The sequence below is a fragment of the Streptomyces sp. GS7 genome, assembly GCF_009834125.1.
Lineage (GTDB): Bacteria > Actinomycetota > Actinomycetes > Streptomycetales > Streptomycetaceae > Streptomyces.
On sequence record NZ_CP047146.1, the window covers coordinates 2,203,781 to 2,223,618 of the forward strand.

19 protein-coding genes and 1 riboswitch are annotated in these 19,838 nt (G+C 74.1%); of the genes, 9 read left to right on the forward strand and 10 right to left on the reverse strand.

Translation table 11 applies throughout. The annotated features are described in order from the left end of the window. The first annotated feature begins 4 nt into the window (after window positions 1–4). Window positions 5–625, forward strand: a complete 621-nt coding sequence (locus GR130_RS09495; RefSeq protein ID WP_159504290.1) for a sulfite oxidase-like oxidoreductase — start codon at window positions 5–7, stop codon at window positions 623–625. A 48-nt stretch (window positions 626–673) separates the two neighbouring features. Here GR130_RS09495 and GR130_RS09500 read toward each other — a convergent pair whose 3' ends face one another. After that, on the reverse strand, window positions 674–1,573 hold the full coding sequence (locus GR130_RS09500) for a deoxyribonuclease IV (RefSeq protein ID WP_159504291.1): 900 nt from the start codon (window positions 1,571–1,573) through the stop codon (window positions 674–676). 61 nt (window positions 1,574–1,634) lie between these two features. Beyond that, a complete protein-coding gene (gene pknB / locus GR130_RS09505; RefSeq protein ID WP_159504292.1) occupies window positions 1,635–3,641 on the reverse strand; it encodes a Stk1 family PASTA domain-containing Ser/Thr kinase in 2,007 nt (668 codons plus the stop codon). A 250-nt stretch (window positions 3,642–3,891) separates the two neighbouring features. On the opposite strand from pknB, the gene GR130_RS09510 reads away from it, so the two are divergent. Next, window positions 3,892–4,287, forward strand: a complete 396-nt coding sequence (locus tag GR130_RS09510; protein WP_159509860.1) for a MerR family transcriptional regulator — start codon at window positions 3,892–3,894, stop codon at window positions 4,285–4,287. 16 nt (window positions 4,288–4,303) lie between these two features. On the opposite strand, the gene GR130_RS09515 is transcribed toward GR130_RS09510, so the two are convergent. From GR130_RS09515 to thiO, 3 genes are all read right to left on the reverse strand, one after another. Then, complete coding sequence (locus tag GR130_RS09515) at window positions 4,304–5,098, reverse strand: thiazole synthase (RefSeq protein ID WP_159504293.1); 795 nt, start codon at window positions 5,096–5,098, stop codon at window positions 4,304–4,306. A 2-nt stretch (window positions 5,099–5,100) separates the two neighbouring features. After that, window positions 5,101–5,301, reverse strand: coding sequence for a sulfur carrier protein ThiS (thiS, locus tag GR130_RS09520; protein WP_159509861.1), 201 nt, complete (start codon window positions 5,299–5,301; stop codon window positions 5,101–5,103). 65 nt (window positions 5,302–5,366) lie between these two features. After that, window positions 5,367–6,599 (reverse strand): glycine oxidase ThiO, encoded by a 1,233-nt coding sequence (gene thiO, locus GR130_RS09525; RefSeq protein WP_159504294.1) that lies wholly within the window; start codon window positions 6,597–6,599, stop codon window positions 5,367–5,369. Further along, window positions 6,597–6,709: riboswitch (TPP riboswitch) on the reverse strand. (Overlaps the previous gene by 3 nt.) Before the next feature lie 177 nt (window positions 6,710–6,886). On the opposite strand from thiO, the gene GR130_RS09530 reads away from it, so the two are divergent. The 5 genes from GR130_RS09530 to GR130_RS09550 all read left to right on the forward strand — a co-directional run bounded on the left by GR130_RS09530 (window position 6,887) and on the right by GR130_RS09550 (window position 11,646). Beyond that, window positions 6,887–8,128 carry an NAD(P)/FAD-dependent oxidoreductase gene (locus tag GR130_RS09530; protein ID WP_159504295.1) on the forward strand — a complete coding sequence of 414 codons (1,242 nt, stop codon included), beginning with the start codon at window positions 6,887–6,889 and terminating at the stop codon, window positions 8,126–8,128. A gap of 127 nt (window positions 8,129–8,255) precedes the next feature. Then, entirely contained in the window at window positions 8,256–8,621 is a 366-nt protein-coding gene (locus tag GR130_RS09535; RefSeq protein WP_159504296.1) for an Rv2175c family DNA-binding protein, read from the forward strand. A 104-nt stretch (window positions 8,622–8,725) separates the two neighbouring features. After that, window positions 8,726–9,376: a thiamine phosphate synthase gene (gene thiE, locus GR130_RS09540; protein ID WP_159504297.1), complete on the forward strand. Its 651-nt coding sequence runs from the start codon at window positions 8,726–8,728 to the stop codon at window positions 9,374–9,376. Window positions 9,377–9,498: 122 nt separating this feature from the next. Then, window positions 9,499–10,416, forward strand: coding sequence for a methylenetetrahydrofolate reductase [NAD(P)H] (metF, locus tag GR130_RS09545; protein ID WP_159504298.1), 918 nt, complete (start codon window positions 9,499–9,501; stop codon window positions 10,414–10,416). 36 nt (window positions 10,417–10,452) lie between these two features. Further along, window positions 10,453–11,646, forward strand: a complete 1,194-nt coding sequence (locus GR130_RS09550) for a hypothetical protein (RefSeq protein WP_159504299.1) — start codon at window positions 10,453–10,455, stop codon at window positions 11,644–11,646. Window positions 11,647–11,675: 29 nt separating this feature from the next. Here GR130_RS09550 and GR130_RS09555 read toward each other — a convergent pair whose 3' ends face one another. The 5 genes from GR130_RS09555 to GR130_RS09575 form a co-directional block, all read right to left on the reverse strand. Beyond that, complete coding sequence (locus tag GR130_RS09555; protein ID WP_159504300.1) at window positions 11,676–13,193, reverse strand: phytoene desaturase family protein; 1,518 nt, start codon at window positions 13,191–13,193, stop codon at window positions 11,676–11,678. A 66-nt stretch (window positions 13,194–13,259) separates the two neighbouring features. Then, window positions 13,260–13,886: a DUF4126 domain-containing protein gene (locus GR130_RS09560; RefSeq protein WP_159504301.1), complete on the reverse strand. Its 627-nt coding sequence runs from the start codon at window positions 13,884–13,886 to the stop codon at window positions 13,260–13,262. Between the two features lie 340 nt (window positions 13,887–14,226). Next, a complete protein-coding gene (locus GR130_RS09565) occupies window positions 14,227–14,841 on the reverse strand; it encodes a TetR/AcrR family transcriptional regulator (protein WP_159504302.1) in 615 nt (204 codons plus the stop codon). Window positions 14,842–14,951: 110 nt separating this feature from the next. Continuing rightward, on the reverse strand, window positions 14,952–17,159 hold the full coding sequence (locus tag GR130_RS09570; protein WP_159504303.1) for a YhgE/Pip domain-containing protein: 2,208 nt from the start codon (window positions 17,157–17,159) through the stop codon (window positions 14,952–14,954). Beyond that, a complete protein-coding gene (locus tag GR130_RS09575; protein ID WP_159504304.1) occupies window positions 17,131–17,928 on the reverse strand; it encodes an ATP-binding cassette domain-containing protein in 798 nt (265 codons plus the stop codon). Before GR130_RS09575 ends, GR130_RS09570 begins: the two co-directional genes overlap by 29 nt. 256 nt (window positions 17,929–18,184) lie before the next feature. Between GR130_RS09575 and GR130_RS09580 the strand changes: the two genes are divergently transcribed. Further along, the gene (locus GR130_RS09580; protein ID WP_159504305.1) at window positions 18,185–18,679 is read left to right on the forward strand and encodes an SAV_6107 family HEPN domain-containing protein; all 495 of its coding nucleotides are present in this window, start codon (window positions 18,185–18,187) and stop codon (window positions 18,677–18,679) included. 375 nt (window positions 18,680–19,054) lie between these two features. Then, a complete protein-coding gene (locus GR130_RS09585; RefSeq protein WP_159504306.1) occupies window positions 19,055–19,810 on the forward strand; it encodes a methyltransferase in 756 nt (251 codons plus the stop codon). Window positions 19,811–19,838: the final 28 nt, after the last annotated feature.

Below are 19,838 nucleotides of genomic sequence, written 5' to 3' on the forward strand. Positions count from 1 at the left end.
GGGCATGGGTCAGCCGGAACGCCACGAAGAGGAGCCTGTGCTCCCTCCGGGGCAGCGGCTGCAGCGGGGGTGGCCGGTGACGCACTACGGGCCGGTCCCGAAGTTCCGCCCCGAACGCTGGGAGTTCCGGGCCTTCGGCGCCACCGCGGACGGCGCCAAGCACTGCTGGACCCACGAGGAGTTCACGGCGCTGCCGTACACCACCGTCGTCGCCGACATGCACTGCGTGACGAAGTTCAGCATGCTGGGCGCCGAGTGGGGCGGGGTGCTGACCCGCACGATCCTGGAGCTGGCGCCGCCCGCGCCCGACGTCACCCATGTGATGGTGTGGGCCGAGTACGGCTTCAGCTCGAACCTGCGGCTGGCGGACTTCGCCGCGGACGACTGCATCTTCGCCACCCACCGCTCCGGGGAGCTGCTCACCGCCGAACACGGCTTCCCGGTCCGGCTGATCGTGCCGCACCTGTACGCCTGGAAGGGCCCCAAGTGGGTCCGCGGCATCGAGTACATGACGGCGGACCGCCGCGGCTTCTGGGAGGAGCGCGGCTACCACAACCTGGGCGACCCGTGGCGGGAGCAGCGCTACTCGTACCAGGAGGAGCCGGGCGAGGGCCCGGAGGTCTGAGCCCCGGGCCCCGGGCCCGGTCCGCGCCGGCGCGGACCGGGCGGCGGGTCAGCGCCCGCGCAGCTCTTTGAGGCGGGCCACGTCCGCGGCATGCCCCTCCGGACCGCCCGGGGTCTCGATCACCAGGGGGACGCCGCTGGTCGCGGGGTGGCCGAACAGCTCGGCGAACGGCTCCGCGCCGATGTGGCCGGCGCCGATGTTGGCGTGCCGGTCCTTGTGGGCGCCGACCACGTCCTTGGAGTCGTTGGCGTGGATCAGCCTCAGTCGGCCCTCGCCGGTGACCTGGACCAGCTCGTCCAGCAGCGCCTTCATCCCGCCCGGGGCCGCCATGTCGTGCCCGGCCGCGAAGGCGTGGCAGGTGTCGAGGCAGACGCCGAGCCGCGGATGCCGGTCCAGCGCGTCGAAGTACGGGCCGAGGTCCTCGGCCAGCGCGCACAGCGAGGCGCCCTGACCGGCCGTCGGCTCCAGCAGCAGCCAGGGGTCGTCGTCGTGCGTCAGCTCGTCCAGCAGGGGCCGCATCCGCTCCCGTACCTGCGCCAGCGCCGTCTCGCGCGGCCGGCCGCCGGTCGCCGAGCCGGTGTGCACGACCACGCCGAGCGCACCGATCTCCCGGCCGCGGCGCAGCGAATGCCGCAGCGACGCCACGGACTTGTCGACCGTCGCCTCGGTGTGCGAGCCGAAGTTGATCAGATACGGCGCATGGACGTACGCCGGAATCCCCTCCCGGTCGCAGCCGGCGCGGAACGCCTCGTCCTGCTCGGGGCTGCCGGGCGGCGTCGCCCAGCCGCGCGGGTTGGCGACGAAGACCTGGACGGTCTCGCCGCCCATCTGACGGGCGTACGGAAGGCCGACCTTGGCCAGGCCGCCGGCCACCGGCACATGGCCGCCGACCGGATTGCGTGCGCGGGCGCGCCCGGCGGCGGCCTCGGGGGACAGGGGAGTACTCACCCTCCCAGGGTGCCAGGTGCCCCGCGGGCGTCCGCGGGGCACCCGGTCCGGCGGCCGGCCGCTACAGCGCGCCCTTGAGCCGGATCGTGATCGTGCTGCCCTTGGGCGCCTTGTCCCCGGGGGCGACCGACTGCGAGTCGACGCTGTCCTGCGGGAACAGCAGCGGCTTGTGCACCTCGACCTTGAAGCCGAGGGCGGTCAGCTGCCGGGTGGCGTCCGCGGTGTTCTTGCCGCCGACGTCCGGAACGGCGATCATCTCCGGCCCCTTGGAGAGGGTGAGGGTGACCGTCTCGCCCTTGCCCAGGGTGGCTCCCGCGCCGGGCGACTGCTGGGCGACGGTGCCCTGGTCCTGCGGCGAGAAGACCGGCTGGTCGGCGATCTTCACCCGGAAACCGGCCTGTTGCAGCGCCGCCTCGGCGTCCGCCTGCGCGCTGCCGATCACCTTGGGCACGTCCACCGGCGAGCCCCGGCTGATCGTGATCCCCACGGCCGTGTCGGGGCGCCGCCGGCTGCCCGCCGCCGGGTCCGTGCGGATCACCGACCCCTTGGCGACCTCGTCGCTGAACTCCCGCGTCTCCGTGCCCGGCACCAGGCCGAGGTCGCGCAGCTTGCGCTTGGCGTCGGCGACCGGGGTGCCGGCCAGATCGGGGATCGCGACGCTGTCGGGGCCCCGGGAGACGGTGACGGTGACCGTGCCGGTACCGCGGATCCGCCGGCCGGTCGCCGGGTCCGTGGCCATGACGTGGCCGCGCTGCACGTTCGGGCTGAAGCCGCGCACCACCTTCACCCGCAGGCCCTCGTCGCGGAGCGTCTGCTCGGCCTTGGCCTGCGGCATGTCCAGCACCGCCGGAACGGTCGTGAACTGGCCGGAGTTGATGTACCAGACACCCGTGCCCACGCCGAGGACCAGCAGCACGGCCGCGAGCACCGTGAGGATCCGCCGCCGCTGGGGCCGGTCGGTGCGCGGGGCCGGCGCGGGCGGCGGCGGGCGCAGCCGCGTGGTCCGCTCGGCGGGCGGCGCCGCGTCCGGCGGCGGCATCTCCAGCCGGCTGGTGCGGTTCAGCTCCGCCTCCCCCTCGGCGGGCAGCGCCAGCTGCACACCCGCGGGGCGCGGTATCACGTTCGTGGGCTCGGAGTCGCCGCCGCCCGCGGGCACGTCCCTGGCCTGCGGCGGTACGAGATCCAGCTGCTCGTCGGTCAGCCGGGAGCGGGCCGACCGCGACCGGGACAGCAGCGCCACAGCGTCCTGCGGGCGGTCCTGCGGCTCGCGGGCGGCGGCCAGCGCGACCAGCTCGTCCAGCTCGGGTGCCAGACCGGGCACCAGCTCGGAGGGCGGGGTGATGTCGTCGTGCAGATGGCTGTAGAGGATCTGCGCCGCGGAGCCGCCCGTGTGGGGCTTGCTGCCGGTGAGCATCTCGTAGAGCACCACACCGCAGGCGTAGACATCCACCCGCTCGTCCGCGGTGCCGTGCTCCATCTGCTCGGGGGCGAGATACGAGACCGTCCCCAGGACCGAGCCCGTGGAGGCGGTGGTGTGCGTGTCGACCGCGCGGACCAGGCCGAAGTCGGCGACCTTGACCCGGCCGTCGTCGCCGATGAGCACGTTCTCCGGCTTCATGTCGCGGTGCACCAGGCCGGCGCGGTGCGCGGCGCCCAGGGCGGCGAGGATCGGCTCCAGGATGTCCAGCGCGGCCCGCGGCTGGAGGGCGCCGCGCTCGCGCAGCACGTCGCGCAGGGTGCAGCCGGCGACGTACTCCATCGCCAGGTAGACGTACGTCCCGTCGGTGCCCTGGTCGAAGACGCCCACCACGTTCGGGTGCGACAGCCGGGCGACGGACTTGGCCTCCCGGATGAAGCGGTCGACGAACGCCCCGTCCACGGCCAGGCTCGGGTGCATCACCTTCAGCGCCAGCACGCGGTCGAGCCGGGTGTCCACGGCCCGGTAGACGGTCGCCATCCCCCCGGCGGCGATGCGCGCCTGGACGCGATAGCGGCCGTCGAGCAGCTGGCCCACCACGGGGTCTCCCCCGCCGTAGGCCGGGGAAGGGTCCTGAAGCGTCGTATCCACGGCAGACGAGTCTACGAGCAAGCACGGACACCGCGAACGCCCCGGCCGCCGCCCCGGCGCACCTCGGCGGAGCGGCGGCCGGGCCGGCGGTGCGGGCAGGCCCGGCCGGAACGGCGGGGACGACCGGAATAAACGGGCGCGGGGCACCGTCTGCTCTCCAGGAGGGCGGTGGCAACGCACCGCGAGAAGAAGCGCTCGAACGCGTTCACACGCGACGGAACGGGACGAAGGGGGACGCCGGATGGCGACGCTGCGGATCGGTGAGCTGGCCCGGCGGACGGCCACCCCCGAGCGGCTGCTGCGCTACTACGAGGAGCAGGGCCTGCTCAGCCCCGACCGGCTGCCCAGCGGCTACCGCGTCTACCGGGAGTCCGACGTGGCGCAGGTCCGCCGTATCCGCACGCTGCTCACCTCGGGACTGAACACCGCGACGATCGCGCAGGTGCTGCCCTGCCTGCGCGACGAGGGCGACGGCCGGCTGGTGCCGACCTGCCCCGACCTCGTCGGCGAGCTCCACCGGGAGCGCGACCGGATCACCGGGTCCATCGAGGCCCTGCTGGCCTCCCGGGACCTGCTGGACCAGGTGATCACGGCCGCCCCGCGGGAGTTCGCGGACCGGGCGGGGGCGGCCCACCCGGTCCCCTGAGCAGCGCGGCCGCTGGTCAGAACGCCGGCCGCTCCGGGTCCAGCTCCGCCACGCCGTCCGTGGGCGAGGAGGCGTGGGCGAAGTGGCGGCGCGGGATCCGGCCCGCGCGGTGCGCCAGCCGGCCGGCCTCGACCGCGTGCCGCATCGCCGCCGCCATCAGCTCCGGCTCCTGCGCACGGGTCACCGCGGACGCCAGCATCACCGCCGCGCAGCCCAGCTCCATGGCCAGCGCGGCGTCCGAGGCGGTGCCCGCGCCGGCGTCCAGGATGACCGGTACGCCGGCCCGTTCGGTGATCAGCTGGAAGTTGTGCGGATTGCGGATGCCGAGCCCGGAGCCGATCGGCGAACCGAGCGGCATGATCGCCGCGCACCCGACGTCCTCCAGTTTGCGGGCGAGCACCGGGTCGTCGTTGGTGTAGGGCAGCACGGTGAAGCCGTCGTCCACGAGGATCTCGGCGGCGTCCAGCAGCTCGACCGGGTCGGGCAGCAAGGTGCGTTCGTCCGCGACGACTTCGAGTTTGACCCAGTCGGTGCCCAGCGCCTCCCGGGCCAGCCGCGCGGTGAGCACCGCCTCGCCCGCGGTGAAGCAGCCCGCGGTGTTCGGCAGCACCCGGATCCGGTGCCGCTCCAGTACGGACAGCACCGAGCCCTGCACGGTCGGGTCCAGCCGCCGCATGGCGACCGTGGTCAGCTCCGTACCGGAGGCGAGCAGCGCGCGCTCCAGGACGTCGAGGCTGGGCGCTCCGCCGGTGCCCATGATCAGGCGCGACTGGAAGGCGGTGCCGGCGATGGTGAGGGTGTCGTCGGCCACGGTCAGCCTCCCTGGACGGCGGTGAGGACTTCGACGCGGTCGCCGTCACCGAGCGCGGTGCCGGCCCACCGGTCGCGCGGCACCACGGTCTCGTTGACCGCGGCGGCCACTCCGCCGGTGGCCCGGGAGAGCGTCGCGACCAGCCGGTCGAGGGTCAGCCCGCCGGGAATCCGGCGGACCTCCCCGTTGACGGACACGGACACGGTGGCGGCATCGGGGACGTGGCGGGTGTCCGGGCTGTCGGGTGTGCCAGGGGCACCGGCGGCAGTCATACGGGCTGCTCCTCAAGGGCGCGGGGGCGCTCGGGGCCCTCGGCGGTAGGGCGAAAGCGCGCGGGGGAGAAGGGGCGGGCCACGTCCGGGAGGCTCCCGGTGGCCAGGACCTCGGCCATCGCCTCACCGGTGACCGGCGTCAGCAGCACGCCGTTGCGGAAGTGGCCGGTGGCCAGGTGGAGGCCGGGCAGCTCGGTCGGCCCGAGCAGCGGCGCGTTGTCGGGGGAGGTGGGGCGCAGCCCGGCGCAGCTCTCGATCAGCGGCAGTTCGGTGATCCCGGGCACCAGTTCATGGGCGTCCCGCAGCAGCTCGTAGACCCCGCCCGCGGTGACGGTGGTGTCCCAGCCGAGTTCCTCGCTGGTGGCGCCGAGGACCAGTTCCCCGCTCTCCCGCGGCACCAGGTAGACGGGGTTGCCCCGTACGACGGCCCGTACGGTGCGTGCCAGGAACGCCGCGCCACCCGGGAGCGCGTCCGGCATCCGCAGCCGCAGTACCTGCCCCTTGACCGGCCGCACCGGCGGCAGGACGGACGCGGGGACGCCGGCGAGCCGGCCGCTGTGGCTGCCCGCGGCCAGGACGACCTGGCCGGCCGACAGCCGTGTCCCGTCGGCGAGTTCGGCCCCCGAGGCCCGTCCGTCGCCCGTCGTCAGCCGCACCGCCCGGTCGCGGTGGAAGACCACTCCGGCGCGCTCGCAGGCGGCCATCAGCGCGCTCACCAGCCGCCGCGGATCGACCTGGTGGTCGCCGTCCACCCTGAGGCCGCCGCGCACCCCGGGGGCGAGCATCGGCTCCAGACGGCGGCACTCGCGCCCCGTCAGCCACTGCGAGTCCAGTCCCGAACGGGTCTGGAGGGCGTGCAGTTCGCGCAGGTGGGCGCGGTCGTCGGTGTCCAGGGCGACGACGACGGTGCCGCAGCGCCGGTAGCCGATCCGCTGCCCGGCGGCCTCCTCCAGCTCCTCCGTGAAACGCGGATAGCGCTGCGCCGAGGCGAGGTTGAGGCCCAGCAGGGTCTGCTCGCCGTAGTGCAGCTCGGTGACCGCGGCGAGCATGCCGCCCGCGACGCGGGCCGTGCCGCCGCCGGGCGCGGGGTCGGCCACCGCGACGCGCAGACCGCGGCCGGCCGCCCGCCAGGCGGTGACCAGCCCGATGATGCCGCCCCCGATGACCAGGACGTCGGGGTGCCCGGCAGGTGCCGCGGGCGGTTTCGGTGGTGTGGCGGATGGATGCATGGGCGTCCAGCCCCTCCCTTCGCCGGCATGACCCGGATCAGGTTCGTACGGTCGGAGGCCGGCCAGCCTCCCTCTCAGCCCGGTCCGTCCGGGCTCCCGCGAGTGCGTGTAGCCGCCACCCTAGTACGGGTCGCGATGCCCCGTAAGGGAGCGTCCTGGTCTGCCGCGGGCCGCCGCCGGGCGCCGCCGCGGGGGGCGGGTTCCGGCGTGACCGTCCGTGACGCTGTGCCAGAGATCTCCTTGCGCGCTGCTGCGAGCCGCGTCATCCGCCGTCCTAGAGTGATCGGGTGAGCGAGCAGAGCAAGTCTCCCCAGGCCCCTGACCGCACGCCGCGCGTGGTGATCGCCGGTGCGGGAATCGCGGGTGTGCAGACCGCCGTAGCCCTGCGCGAACAAGGCTGGCGCGGCGCGATCACGCTCCTCGGCGACGAGCCCCACCAGCCCTACGACCGTCCGCCGCTGTCCAAGGCGGTGCTCCTCGGCAAGGCCGACGGCTCCGCCTTCGACGTCGACTTCGCCGCCCTCGGCATCGACCTCCACCTCAGCAGCCCGGTCCGCGCGCTGCGCCCGGACGCCCACGAGGTCGACACCGCCGAGGGGCCGGTCCCGTACGACTACGCGGTGATCGCGACCGGCGCCGAGCCGATCACGCTGCCCGGCAGCGAGGGCCTGCCCGGCGTCCACCTGCTGCGCACCCTGGACGACGCCGAGCGGCTGCGGCCGGTGCTCGCCGCCCAGCACCGGATCGTGGTCGTCGGGGCGGGCTGGATCGGCGCCGAGTTCGCCACCGCGGCCCGTGAGGCGGGCTGCGAGGTCACCGTCGTCGAGGCCGCCGACCGCCCGCTGGCGGGCGCGCTGCCCGCCGAGGTCGCCGCGTACATGACCGACTGGTACGCGGACGCCGGGGCCGAGCTGCGCACCGGCGCGCGGGTCGCGTCCGTCGCCCCCGGCGAGGTGGCCCTTGAGGACGGCACGGTGCTGCCCGCCGACGCCGTCGTCATCGGGATCGGCGCCCGCCCCGCCACCGCCTGGCTGGCCGGTTCCGGCGTCGCCCTGTCGCCCGCGGACGGCTCCGTCCTCGCCGACGAGCAGCTGCGCACCTCCGTCCCCGACGTGTACGCGGTCGGCGACTGCGCCTCCTTCCCGTCGGCCCGCTACGGCACCCGGCTGCTGGTCCACCACTGGGACAACGCCCTCCAGGGGCCCCGCACGGTCGCCGAGAACATCGCCCTGGGAGAGGCGGAGGGCGTGGTCTACGACCCGGTCCCGTACTTCTGGTCCGAGCAGTTCGGGCGGTTCGTGCAGTACGCGGGCCACCACGTGGACGCTGACGAGCTGGTGTGGCGCGGCGATCCGGCCGGCGCCGCCTGGTCGGTGATCTGGTTGCGGGGCGGGCGGCTGGTGGCGTTGCTGGCCGTCGGCCGCCCGCGGGACCTGGCCCAGGGGCGCAAGCTCATCGAGCGGGGCGCGGTGCTCGACCGGGAGCGGGCGGCGGACGCGTCCGTACCCCTCAAGTCAGCGGTGCGGTAGGGCCCGTCCGTCCGCCTCTGACCGGTCGGGCAGGTCCCGGGCCGGCCGGTCACCCGCCGGTGTGCCCCGGGCCCCTGATGGCGAGGCCCGGCTACCGGCTGTCAGTGGGAGGTGGCACGCTTGTCCTGTGACCGAGATTGACGCAAACATCGATGGACTCGTCCCCGCCTGGCTCACCCTCCCCGACATCGCCGAAGAGCTCGGCGTCGAGGTGACCCGCGTCCGGCAGCTGGTCAAGGAGGGCCAGCTGATCGCGGTGCGCCGTGGCGAGAACAGGGTGCTACAGGTGCCCGCCGAATTCATCAAGGACGGCAAGGTCGTCAAGGGGCTCGTCGGGACGCTGACGCTGCTCCGGGACGACGGCTTCGCCGACGACGAGATGCTGGAGTGGCTCTTCACCGCCGATGACACCCTGCCGGGCACCCCGGCGCAGGCGCTGCGCGAGAATCGCGGCACGGAGGTGAAGCGCCGGGCACAGGCGCTCGCCGTCTGACGCGCACCGCGCGCCTCAGGCAACCGCACCAGCCAACCGCATCCGAGCGGCGTACGGGCCGGGCTCCGGCCCGTACGCCGCCGACCAGGGGAGAAAGCCGCCCGATGACCACCGCACGACAGGCCCTGTCCGACGCCCGGCTGTATCTGTGCACGGACGCGCGCACCCGCCAGGGCGACCTCCCGCAGTTCCTGGACGCGGTGCTGGCCTCGGGGGTGGACATCGTCCAGCTGCGCGACAAGGGCATGGAGGCCGGCGAGGAGCTGCGCCACCTGGAGGTCTTCGCGGACGCCTGCCGGCGGCACGGCAAGCTGCTGGCGGTCAACGACCGCGCGGACGTCGCCCATGCCGCGGGCGCCGACGTGCTGCACCTGGGACAGGGCGACCTCCCGGTCCCGGCCGCCCGCGCGATCCTCGGCCAGGACGTCCTCATAGGCCGCTCCACGCACGCCGAGGCCGAGGTGGACGCCGCGCTCGCGGAGCCCGGCGTGGACTACTTCTGCACCGGCCCCTGCTGGCCGACGCCGACCAAGCCCGGACGGCACGCCCCCGGCCTGGACCTGGTCCGGTACGCCGCCGCGCGCGCACCCGAGCGCCCCTGGTTCGCGATCGGCGGGATCGACGCCGGCAATCTCGACGAGGTGCTGGCGGCCGGCGCCCGACGGGTGGTCGTGGTCCGTGCCGTCACGGAGGCGGACGACCCGGGCGCCGCCGCGGCGGGCCTGGCCAAGCGGATCCGCACCTGGGGCGAGTGACCCGAGCCACCGGGGGCCATCGGGTTGCCGCGGGATGTCCACGTAGTGGACAGCAACCGGACGAACCCGGCATTACGTCGATGGCGGTTGGTGTCCGTCCGGGGTGTGGTTAACCTGCCGGTATGGCCCTAGGAACAGCTTCCACCAGGACTGATCACGCCCGGACCGTGCGCGAACTGCTCGCTTCCGGCAAGCGGTCTTATTCGTTCGAGTTCGCCGCACCGAAGACGGAGAAGGGCGAGCGGACCCTGTGGAACGCCATTCGCCGGATCGAGGCCGTCGCCCCGACCTTCGTGTCGGTGACGTACGGCGCCGGCGGCACCTCCCGTGACGGCACGGTGCGCGCCACCGAGCGCATCGCCACCGACACCACCCTCACCCCGGTCGCCCATCTGACCGCGGTGAACCACTCCCTGGCCGATCTGCGCAACATCATCGGTCAGTACGCCGACGCCGGGATCCGCAACATGCTCGCGCTGCGCGGCGATCCGCCCGGCGACCCCATGGGCGAGTGGATCAAGCACCCCGAGGGCGTCTCCTACGCCGCCGAACTGGTCCGGCTGATCAAGGAGTCCGGCGACTTCTGCGTCGGCGTGGCCGCCTTCCCCGAGATGCACCCGCGCTCGACGGACTGGGACACGGACGTGGCGCACTTCGTCGCCAAGTGCCGCGCGGGCGCCGACTTCGCGATCACCCAGATGTTCTTCTACCCGGAGGACTACCTCCGGCTGCGCGACCGGGTCGGTGCCGCCGGTTGCTCGACGCCGATCATTCCGGAGATCATGCCGGTGACGAACGTGCGGCAGATCGAGCGGTTCGCGCAGCTCAGCAACGCCGCGTTCCCGCCCGAGCTCGCGGCGCGCATCCTCGCCGTCAAGGACGACCCGGCGGCGGTACGCTCCATTGGCATCGAGTACGCGACGGAACTGTGTGCGCGCTTGATGGCCGAGGACGTTCCCGGGTTGCACTTCATTACCCTGAACCACTCCACGGCGACCCTGGAAATCTACGAGAATCTGGGGCTGCACCAGCGGCCCTGACCATGGTGGCCGGACTCCGGCGGAAGAGGGGCGCATATGGGCTGGATGATCCTCTACATCGCGTTCGCCCTGGTCGCCCTGTGGCTGCTCGGTGAGGTGCTCTTCCAGCACAAGGCCCGGCTGCGCTGGCGGTTGCTGGCCCTGACCGGATTCCTCGGGGTGGTGGCCGGCGTCCTCATCCCGTCGGTGGTCGTGATCGGCGTGGGCGCCGTCGCCTTCGCGGTCGGGCAGACCTATGTGACGCTCTCCTTCCGCCGCGGCTTCACCGCCGGCTGGGCGATCGGCGGCAGGCCCAGGGAGAACCGCCGGCGCCGGGCCCGTCCGTCCGGCGGGCGCGCCGCCGAACCGTCCCTGCAGGTCTCCGACGTGGAGGCGGTCCCGCCCGCCGACGCCGCGCCCGCCGACATCCCGCCCGCCGACACCGCGTTCAGCGACACCGCGTTCAGCGACACGGTGCTCAGCGACACCGCGCTCGTCGACGCCGCCGGCCAGGGCACCGCCGAGGAGCTGTACGCGGCCGGGAGCGGCTACGGCACCGGCGGCTTCGAGGGCCAGGACCCCTACGGGGCAGCACCGGACCCGGCCGGCTATGCCGCGCAGCCCCTCCCCGGCCAGGACGGCTCCGCGTACGGCGAGCAGTACGCCATGCCGTATCCGGGGCCGGATGCCGCCACCGTCTACGCCCAGGCCGACGCCAACGTCTACGCGCCGCAGCCGCTGCCCGACGAGACCGGTACCTACGGCATCTACAGCCTCGACGCCCGCGCCGCCCAGGCGCCCGCCCCGGCCCCCTCGCCGTCGTACGACCTCTTCGGCAACGCCGCCCACGACAGCGACGGCAACGGCTATGCCTACGGCGGCGGTTACGGCTCGCCCGCCGCCGGCCAGGACGCCTATGCCGACCCCTACCCGGCCTATGACGACGGTCTGCACCAGAGCCGGCAGGCGCCCTACTCGGACCCGTACATCGGCACCCAGCAGTACTCCGCGCACTACGACCCCTACGAGGAGCCCAGCCCCTTCGGCGAGGCTCCCTATGCCGCCCAGCACTACGACGGCCAGCACTACGACGCCCTGGGCCAGCCGCTGGGCACCCCCGGCCAGGGGTACGGCGAGGCGCCGCACGACGGGGTCTGGATGCCGCAGCAGCGCGATCCCCAACCTGCCGTGGAACAGCCGCCGTACCCGCCCCCTCAGCAGGGGTACGGCGAGCAGCACCACCACTACTGAGCCGCCGGCCCCCCGGGGCCGCGGCGGCGTCAGGTCGAGCCGTGCCAGTCGTCGCCGTTCACGATCAGGCCGGCGACGATCGCGCCGGACATCCCGGCGTGCGCCGGCCCGCCGCCCGGGTGGGACCAGCCGCCGACCGCGTAGAGCCCCGGTATCGCGGTGCGGTTGCCGGGGCGCAGAAAGCGCCCCTCCCGCCCCGCCAGCGCCGGCCCCGGCACCAGCCCGCTCTCCGTCGGCGGCACGATCTCCCGCCACAGCACCCGCTCCCGCAGGCCCGGTACCGCGGCATCGGCGACGTCGGTCAGCCGGTCCGCCTCGTCCGCCAGTGCCTCACGGTCGTACCAGTCGACGGGGCCGTGCGGGGCGACCGTGGCGGTCAGGGTGACCGCCTCATGGCAGTCGTCGGGCCGGGTGGCGGGGTCGTCGGGGCGCAGCACCGTCACCGTCGGCCGGGCGCAGGGCTCCCGGAGGCCGTGGCCGTCGCCGAAGACGCCCGCCAGCTCGGCCGCGCGGTCCGGTGCGTGGACCACGGTCCGGTGGACGGCCTCCTGCGGGCGGGCGCCGCGCAGCGCCAGACAGACCGTCAGCCGCGCGGTGGCCCGGTCTCCCGGCCCCGGATCGGGGCGGACCGCGTCCGCGCCCCACGGTTCCCGCCCGGCACACAGCCCGGGGAGCTGCACGGGGTCGACGCCGGCGACCACGAACTCCGCCTCGGCCAGCCGCCCGTCGGCCAGTTCGACGCCCGCCGCCCGGCCGTCCTTCTCGACGATCCGGGTCACCTCGGCGCCGAAGGAGAACTCCACCTTGCGCGCCCGGCAGCGCTCGTACAGCGCGTCGGCCAGCGCCCGCATCCCGCCGCGGACGTACCAGCTGCCGAAGGTCTGCTCCATGTACGGCAGCACGGCCGCGCTCGCCGGGGCGTCGCGCGGGTCGAAGCCGTAGGCCAGCGCATGGCTCTCCAGCAGGGCGATCAGCCGCGGGTCGGCCAGCTCGCGCCGGGCGACCTCCGCGAGGGTGGCGGTGGTGGGGCCCTTGCCGCGCCCGAAAAGGCCGCGCCGGCGCACCGCCGGATACGGGTCGCTCCCCAGGACCCGCCAGTCCGCCCACAGCGGCTCCTCCAGGAGCGGCCGGCGGGTGGCGTCCCACGCCTCGCGGGCGCGGCCCACCAGATCGCTCCAGCGCTCGCCGGCGCCGCCGCCCAGCGCCTCGTCCAGGGCCGCCAGGACCCCGGCGCGCGAGGCGTTCGGCAGCGCCACGGAGGTGCCGTCGGCGAAGACGTGCCGGCTCGCGGGGTCGACCTGGGTCAGCGCGACGCAGTTCTCCAGGGGCTCGCGTCCGGTCTTGAGGAACAGATCGCGGTAGACGGCCGGGAGATGCAGCAGACCGGGCCCGGTGTCGAAGGCGAAGCCGTCCCGCTCGAACCGGCGCAGCGCGCCGCCGTACGTCGCGTCGCGCTCGAACACCGCCACCCGGTGGCCCGCGACGGCCAGCCGGGCGGCGGCCGCCATCGCGCCCATCCCGGCGCCGATCACCGCAATCCCTGCCATGCCCGCGACTTTATCCGGCGGTACTGACAACGCCCGCCGCGGCCGCCCGCGCGGGCCAGCGGCGGGTCAGCCCGCGGGCGGCACCGCGTCGCCGGCCGGGGCCGCGGCCGTCCGCCGCTCCTCGCGGCGCTGCCGCCGGCGCCGCAGATGGCGGCGGATCCGCGACCACAGGAGGACCACCACCGTGATGCCCGCGGCCAGCAGCAGCGCCGCGACGACCGCCGCGATCACCGGGTGGAAGACGGCGAAGACGATGATCCCCGCGGCGCCCAGGTCCTCCAGCAGGCTCAGCACGATGTTGCTGGCGGGCTCCGGCGAGGTGTTGACCGCGATCCGGGTGCCCGCCTTGACCAGATGGCTCAGCAGCGCCGTGGAGCCGCCCACGGCGCCCGCCGCGAGTTCCGGCAGCGACCCGTTGTGCCCGGCCAGCAGCGCCGCCACCACACCGCCCGCGATCGGCCGGATCACCGTGTGCACGGCGTCCCAGACCGAGTCCACGTACGGGATCTTGTCGGCGACCGCCTCGCACACGAAGAGCACCGCCGCGACGATCAGGACATCCGGGCGCTGCAGGGCGGCGGGCACCTCGTCGGTGACGCCGGTGGCGCCGAGCAGGCCGAGGAGCAGGACGACGGCGTAGGCGTTGATCCCGCTCGCCCAGCCGCTGGTGAAGACCAAGGGAAGTACGGACACGCAGGAGATCGTAGGCGGTCGCCGGGGCCGGGCGCTCGGCCGCTGAGGCCCGGTGCTCAGCTTTGAGTATCCGTACTCAGACGCCGAGATGAGTAGGTACGCGGATGGGCCGGAACCCCCCTGGAAGGAAAAGTAGGGGCCACGGACGGGAAGCGGCGCCGCACCGCCGACACGGGGCGGCGGAGCGGCGCGGCTCCCGGACGTGACGGGGGATGTACGGGGGAGTACGGGGGAAACACGGGGGCAGCGCTGCCCTGGTCGGATCGACGGGGGAACGATCCGTGCCAGGGCAGCGCACCTGTGTGTACGGGGCGGCCGCGTTCCGCCGGCCGCCCGCCTCTCAGTCGGAGTGGCCGGTGACCCGCCCCTGGAGGAGCCGCGACAGCGCCGCGTGCACCTCGTCGATCGAGCGGTCCGGCTGGTAGGACTGCCAGTCCAGGGCGGCGACCAGCACCATCCCGAACAGCGCCGAGGCGGTCAGCGGGATGTCGATCTCCTCGCTCAGCTCCTCTCCGGCCACGGCGTCCCGCAGGACGTCCTCCACCACCGTGATGGCCCGCTGGCGCACCACCATCAGCGTGGACTGCCAGGCGCGGTTGGTGCGCCACAGTTCGGCGACGTAGAGCTGGGTGAGCGCCGGGTAGCGGGAGATGAAGTCCAGACCCGCCCGGATCATGGCGTCCAGCGCGTCGATCCGGGTGCCGCCCCGGTCGGCGACCTCGTCGGCGGCGGCCTGCAGAGAGGTCGCCAGCAGCTCGATGCCGTGCCGCAGCAACTCCTCGAAGAGAACGTTCTTGCTCGCGAAGTTGTAGTAGACGGTGCCCTTCGCGACGCCCGCCCGCTCGGCGATCTCGTCCACCGTGGTGGAGGAGAAGCCCTGTTCGGCGATGAGCGTGACCGCGGCTTCGAAGAGTTTGCGCCGAGTGGCGTCGCGGCGTGTGTTGGAGCTGTCCATGGAGGCGATTGTGCCGGTCGCGACGGATCGATGCGCAGCCCGCCGGGTGTCGGGCAGGGCTCCTGCGGGATGGGGGTACCTCCCAGCGGCAGCTGGGGGAGAGTGGGCGTTCACAGGCTCAGCTCCGGGTGCAGGTCCTTCATGCGCACGACCTGGCGGCCCCGTGCCGCCAGAGAGGTCAGCGCGAGCGCCCCGAGGGTGAACGCCGGCAGCACCGCACTGCCCTGCCATACGGGCGCGAGGTCGCCGCCCGTGATGAGCCGCCGCAGCCCGGCCACGATGTAACTCATCGGCAGGTAGGGGTGGATGGCCCCGAAGAAGCCCGGGCTGGTCTGCACCGGATAGGTGCCGCCCGCCGACGTCAACTGGAGCATCAGCAGCGCCAGGACGAGGATCCGCCCGGCCGGCCCGAACTTCGCGTTCAGCCACTGCACGATGGCCGAGAAGCACGCCGTGACCAGCACCAGGAAGCCGATCGTGCCGGCCGCCCTGACCATCTCCAGGCCGAGCGCGAAGTGCAGGACGGACATCAGCGCCGCGGTCTGGAGCACCCCGATGCCGAACACCGGCAGCCATCCGGACAGCGCCACCCGCCACGGGGACGCGCCCATCGCCAGCGCCCTCCGGTTGAGCGGCGCGATCAGCATGTACGCCACCATCGCGCCGACCCACAGGGACAGCGGGATGAAGTACGGGGCGAACCCCGTGCCGTAGTTGGGCGCCTTGTGGGCGGCGTCGGACGCCAGCTGGACCGGGTCGGACATCACCAGGGTGCGCGCGTCGCGGTCCTTCTTCCCGTAGTCGGGGATCTGCCGCGCCCCGTCGTGCAGCCCGCCGGCCAGTTCGGCCGAGCCGTCCGAGAGCTTGAACATCCCGCCGTCCAGCGTCCGCGCGCCGTCCTTGAGCCTGCCGACGCCGGAGTCCAGGTCGCTCATACCGGACGCGGCGCGCCCGGTCCCGTCGTGCAGCTGCTGGGCGCCGTCGTTGAGCCGGCCCGCGCCGGCGGCCAACTGGGCGTTGCCCGCGGCCAGTTTGCGGGCGCCCGCGGAGACCTGGTGGGCGCCGTCGTTGAGGTCGTTGATCTTCTGGACCGCGGCGTCCATGTCGGCGCCGAGGGTCGGTCCGTGCTGCGCCAGTTCGGCGGCCAGGGAGTGCAGGGTGGCCAGGTCGCGGCCCAGCTGGTCGAGGTTCTGCTGGTCGTGGACGTAGCCGCTGACCTCCTCGGCGGTGTCCGCCGCGGTGGCCGCCTGGTCCTTGATCTGCTTCAGCTCGGCGCAGGAGGTGTCCAGGGTGATGACGCCGTCGCAGCGCAGCCGGTAGTACGTGTCCAGGTGGTCGGCGATCCCCCGGGAGAGCTTCGCCCCCGTGGCGGCCGCGGCGGGCAGCTTGTCCAGGTGGTCGCGGACCGCCTGCGAGCCGTCGGCCACCAGCTGCGCCGCCTCGCCGATCTCCTTGCCGTGCGCCCGGATGAACGGCCCGACCCTGCCGACGAGCCCGTTGACCGTGTCGGCCAGCTGCTGGGTCCCGTCGGCCACCTGCCCGGCCCCGTCGGCCAGTTGGCGCGATCCGTCGGCGGCCGTACCGGCCCCCTTGGCGAGGTCGGTGCTGCCCTGGGTGAGCCGTCCGGCGCCGGCGTCCAGGTCGCCCAGGCCGCCGACCAGTCTGCCGCTGCCGTTCTTCGCGGTGCCCAGGCCGTCGGCCAGCCTGCCGGCGCCCTCCTTGGCCTGGCCGATGCCGTTCTTGAGCCGGTCGGCGCCGTCGGCGGCCTGTTCGGTCTTGCCGTGCAGGGTCGAGAACGAGACGAAGATCTTGTCCAGGAAGGTGCGCGAGGACTTCTCCGAGGCCGCCGAGCGGACCTCGGAGAACACCGTCCGGGAGATCTGCCCCACGATGTAGTTGTTCGCGTCGTTGGTGCGGACCTTGAGCAGGCCGGTCTCCGGGTGACTCCCCGAACTGGAGGCGATCTTCCGGCTGAAGTCCTGCGGGATGGACAGCGAGAGGAAGTACGAGCCGTTCTCGACGCCCCGGGCGGCCTCCTTGGCATCCACGTGGCGCCAGTCGAAGGTGTGGCTGTCGCGCAGCCCGTCGACGATGCCGTCGCCCGCCGAGATCCGCTTCCCGCCGACCTCGGCGCCCTTGTCCTCGTTGACCAGCGCGACCGGGATCCTGTCCAGCCGGCCGTAGGGGTCCCAGAAGGACCACAGGTACAGCGCGCCGTAGAGGAGCGGCAGCAGCAGGAGGGCGGCGAGCGCGGCGCGCGGCAGCTTCCCCCTCCCGAACCGCTTCAGCTCAAGCGCGGCCAGCTTCGGCGAGCGCATCGGCCGCTCCCTCCTCGTCGTCGTGCCCGCCGTCCACGGGGGCGTCGGCAGCGTCCTGCTCCGGGCGGCCGGTGCGCACCAGCACCACGCCCGCGGTGTTCTGCGGCGGCTCGCTGCAGACCGCGAGCACGGTGGTGCCGGCCGCCGCGAGGGAGCGCAGCATCGCCCAGGCCGCGGCGCGCTCCTCGTCGGACAGCTTCAGATCGGTGTCGTCGACGGCCAGCAGCCGTGGGCCGCCGATCATCGCCAGCGCCACGGTCAGCCGCAGCGCCTCCAGTCGCTCCAGATCGCGTACGGAGGTGCGGATCCCCTTGGGCAGCGTGTCCAGGTCCAGCCCGGCGGCGGTGAGTGCGGCGTCCACGAGGGCGCGGGCCGCGGCCCGGCGCTCCTGCCGCGGCCGCAGCAGCGTGCCGAGCGAACCGCCGAACCGGCCCTGCAGCAGGGCGCGTTCACGCAGATGTTCGCCTACGGTCAGCGCCGGATCGAGCTCGGCGATCCCGGGTACATGGGCGAGCGCGGTGACGGACCGGACCGCGGCCATCCTCTTGGGCAACGGCAGCCCGCCGACCTCGGCGGTGCCTTCGGCGGTCTTCATCCGGCCGGTGAGCGCGAGCAGCAGGCACGTACGGCCGGAGCCCGACGGCCCCTGTACGGCGATCAGCGCGCCGGGCTCCGCCGTGATGTCGATGCCCCGGAACGCCCATCCACGGGGGCCCTTGACGCCGAATCCCGCGGCCGTGACCGCCGCCCCGTGCGGGGTGCTGTCCACGATCCCTCCTTGAACTGACTGGTCAGTTCAAAAAGTATGGGGATTCCGCGGCCCATTCCGCAAGGGGTCCGGGCGATCCGTGCGAGATGCGCCGCGCAACCGCGCCCGGGCGGCGTCCCGTACCCCCCGGCAATACCCCTCGATTCGGACGAAAGTGCAGGTCAGGGCCGATTGTCAGTGGTGTACCTCACGATGGGGTCAGCGGTCCGAATCGGTATTCGGTCCTGAACCGGCATGCGACGACAGGAGGTTCGTCATGGCAGCTCGTCCCACCGCGGGCAGCTCCGCTGCGTACGGTCCCCCGAGCGATGTCCACCCCGTCCTGCGGCGGACGGCGGCGCCCTCCGCCGCCCTCGACCTGCTCGCCCAGGCCCAGCACGGCCTCGACGAGGCCCAGACCCTGGAGAGCTCCAACGAGCGGTTCGCCACGGCGCATCTGGCCGCGCTGCGCACCGCGGCCGCCGTCCTCGCCGTCCGCGGCCGGCCGGAGACCACCGTGCGCCGGAGGCAGCGTATCCGGAGCGCGTGGGACGTGCTGCCCGAGGTCGCTCCCGAACTGGCCGAGTGGAGCGCCCTGTTCGCGGCCGGCGCCGGCCGGCGGGCCAGGGCCGAGGCCGGCATAGCCGGCGCGGCCAGCCGCCGCGACGCCGACGACCTGCTGCGGGATGCGGAGTTGTTCCTGCACCTCGTGGAGCGGCTGCTGCGGATCCAGCCGGCACTCCCGCCGCAGCGCGCGGAGCGGGCGGTCTGAGCGCGGAGCGCGGGTAACGCAGCGCGGAGCGCGGGAAACGCAATCGCAGTGCGGGAAACGCAATCGCAGTGCGGGAAACGCAATCGCAGTGCGGGAAACGCAATCGCAGTGCGGGTAACGCAGCGCGGGGGGCGGGTAACGCAGTGCACAGCGCGGGAGATGCGGCGGGGGGGCGCATAGAGCCCGGCTCGGGCGGCGCGCCGCAGGAGTGGGCGCGGTGCGCCATGGGGACGGGGGCGCTGCGCCGCGGGGACGGAGGTGGCGCCTCGCGGCGATGTCCGTCGCCCGGTGCGGGCTGGGCACGGCGCCGGGCCGAATACGGAATAGGGTGGTGAGCGACTGGATGTTCATGCCCCCGCCGAGGAGCCACCCGCCGTGTCTGACCTGCTGCGCCCGCGCGCATCCCTTCGTACCGCCGTGGTCTGGGAGGTCCTCAAAGACGCCCTGGAGCGCCGGGTCAAGGCCGCCGGCCGCGACGCCCTGGACGTCCTCGACACCGGCGGCGGCAGCGGCAACTTCGCGGTGCCGGTGGCCCGCCTCGGCCACCGCGTCACGGTCGTCGACCCCAGCCCGAACGCCCTCTTCGCCCTGGAGCGCCGGGCCGCGGAGGCCGGGGTGGCCGACCGGATCAGCGCGGTCCAGGGCGACGCCCACGGCCTGTTCCAGGTCGTCGAGCGCGGCGGCTACGACGCCGTGCTGTGCCACGGCGTGCTGGAGTACGTCGACGACCCCGCGGAGGGCCTGAACAACGCCGCAGACGCGCTGCGCCCGGCCGGCACCCTCAGCCTGCTCGCCGCCGGCCTGGGCGGGGCGGTCCTCGCCCGCGCCCTGGCGGGCCACTTCACCGAGGCCCGACACGCCCTCACCGACCCCACGGGCCGCTGGGGCGAGGGCGACCCGGTCCCGCGCCGGTTCACCGCCGAGCAGCTCACCGAGCTGGTCACCGCCACCGGCCTCAAGGTCGGCGCGGTGCACGGCGTACGGGTCTTCGCCGACCTGGTCCCCGGCGTGCTCGTCGACACCGAGCCCGGCGCCATGGACGCGCTGCTGAAGCTGGAGGCCGCCGCCGCCGAGCAGCCCGCCTTCCACTCCGTGGCGACCCAGCTGCACGTGCTCGCCGAGCGCGACTGACCGCGGACGGCGGGCCCCGTGGTGGCCC

Excerpts from the sequence above, each read along its gene's own strand:
- GR130_RS09495 (WP_159504290.1), top strand. The coding sequence starts at position 5 with ATGGGTCAGCCGGAACGCCACGAAGAGGAGCCTGTGCTCCCTCCGGGG.
- thiO (WP_159504294.1), bottom strand. The coding sequence starts at position 6,599 with ATGCATCCATCCGCCACACCACCGAAACCGCCCGCGGCACCTGCCGGG.
- thiE (WP_159504297.1), top strand. The coding sequence starts at position 8,726 with ATGACCACCGCACGACAGGCCCTGTCCGACGCCCGGCTGTATCTGTGC.
- metF (WP_159504298.1), top strand. The coding sequence starts at position 9,499 with ATGGCCCTAGGAACAGCTTCCACCAGGACTGATCACGCCCGGACCGTG.
- GR130_RS09550 (WP_159504299.1), top strand. The coding sequence starts at position 10,453 with ATGGGCTGGATGATCCTCTACATCGCGTTCGCCCTGGTCGCCCTGTGG.
- GR130_RS09555 (WP_159504300.1), bottom strand. The coding sequence starts at position 13,193 with ATGGCAGGGATTGCGGTGATCGGCGCCGGGATGGGCGCGATGGCGGCC.
- GR130_RS09565 (WP_159504302.1), bottom strand. The coding sequence starts at position 14,841 with ATGGACAGCTCCAACACACGCCGCGACGCCACTCGGCGCAAACTCTTC.
- GR130_RS09570 (WP_159504303.1), bottom strand. The coding sequence starts at position 17,159 with ATGCGCTCGCCGAAGCTGGCCGCGCTTGAGCTGAAGCGGTTCGGGAGG.
- GR130_RS09580 (WP_159504305.1), top strand. The coding sequence starts at position 18,185 with ATGGCAGCTCGTCCCACCGCGGGCAGCTCCGCTGCGTACGGTCCCCCG.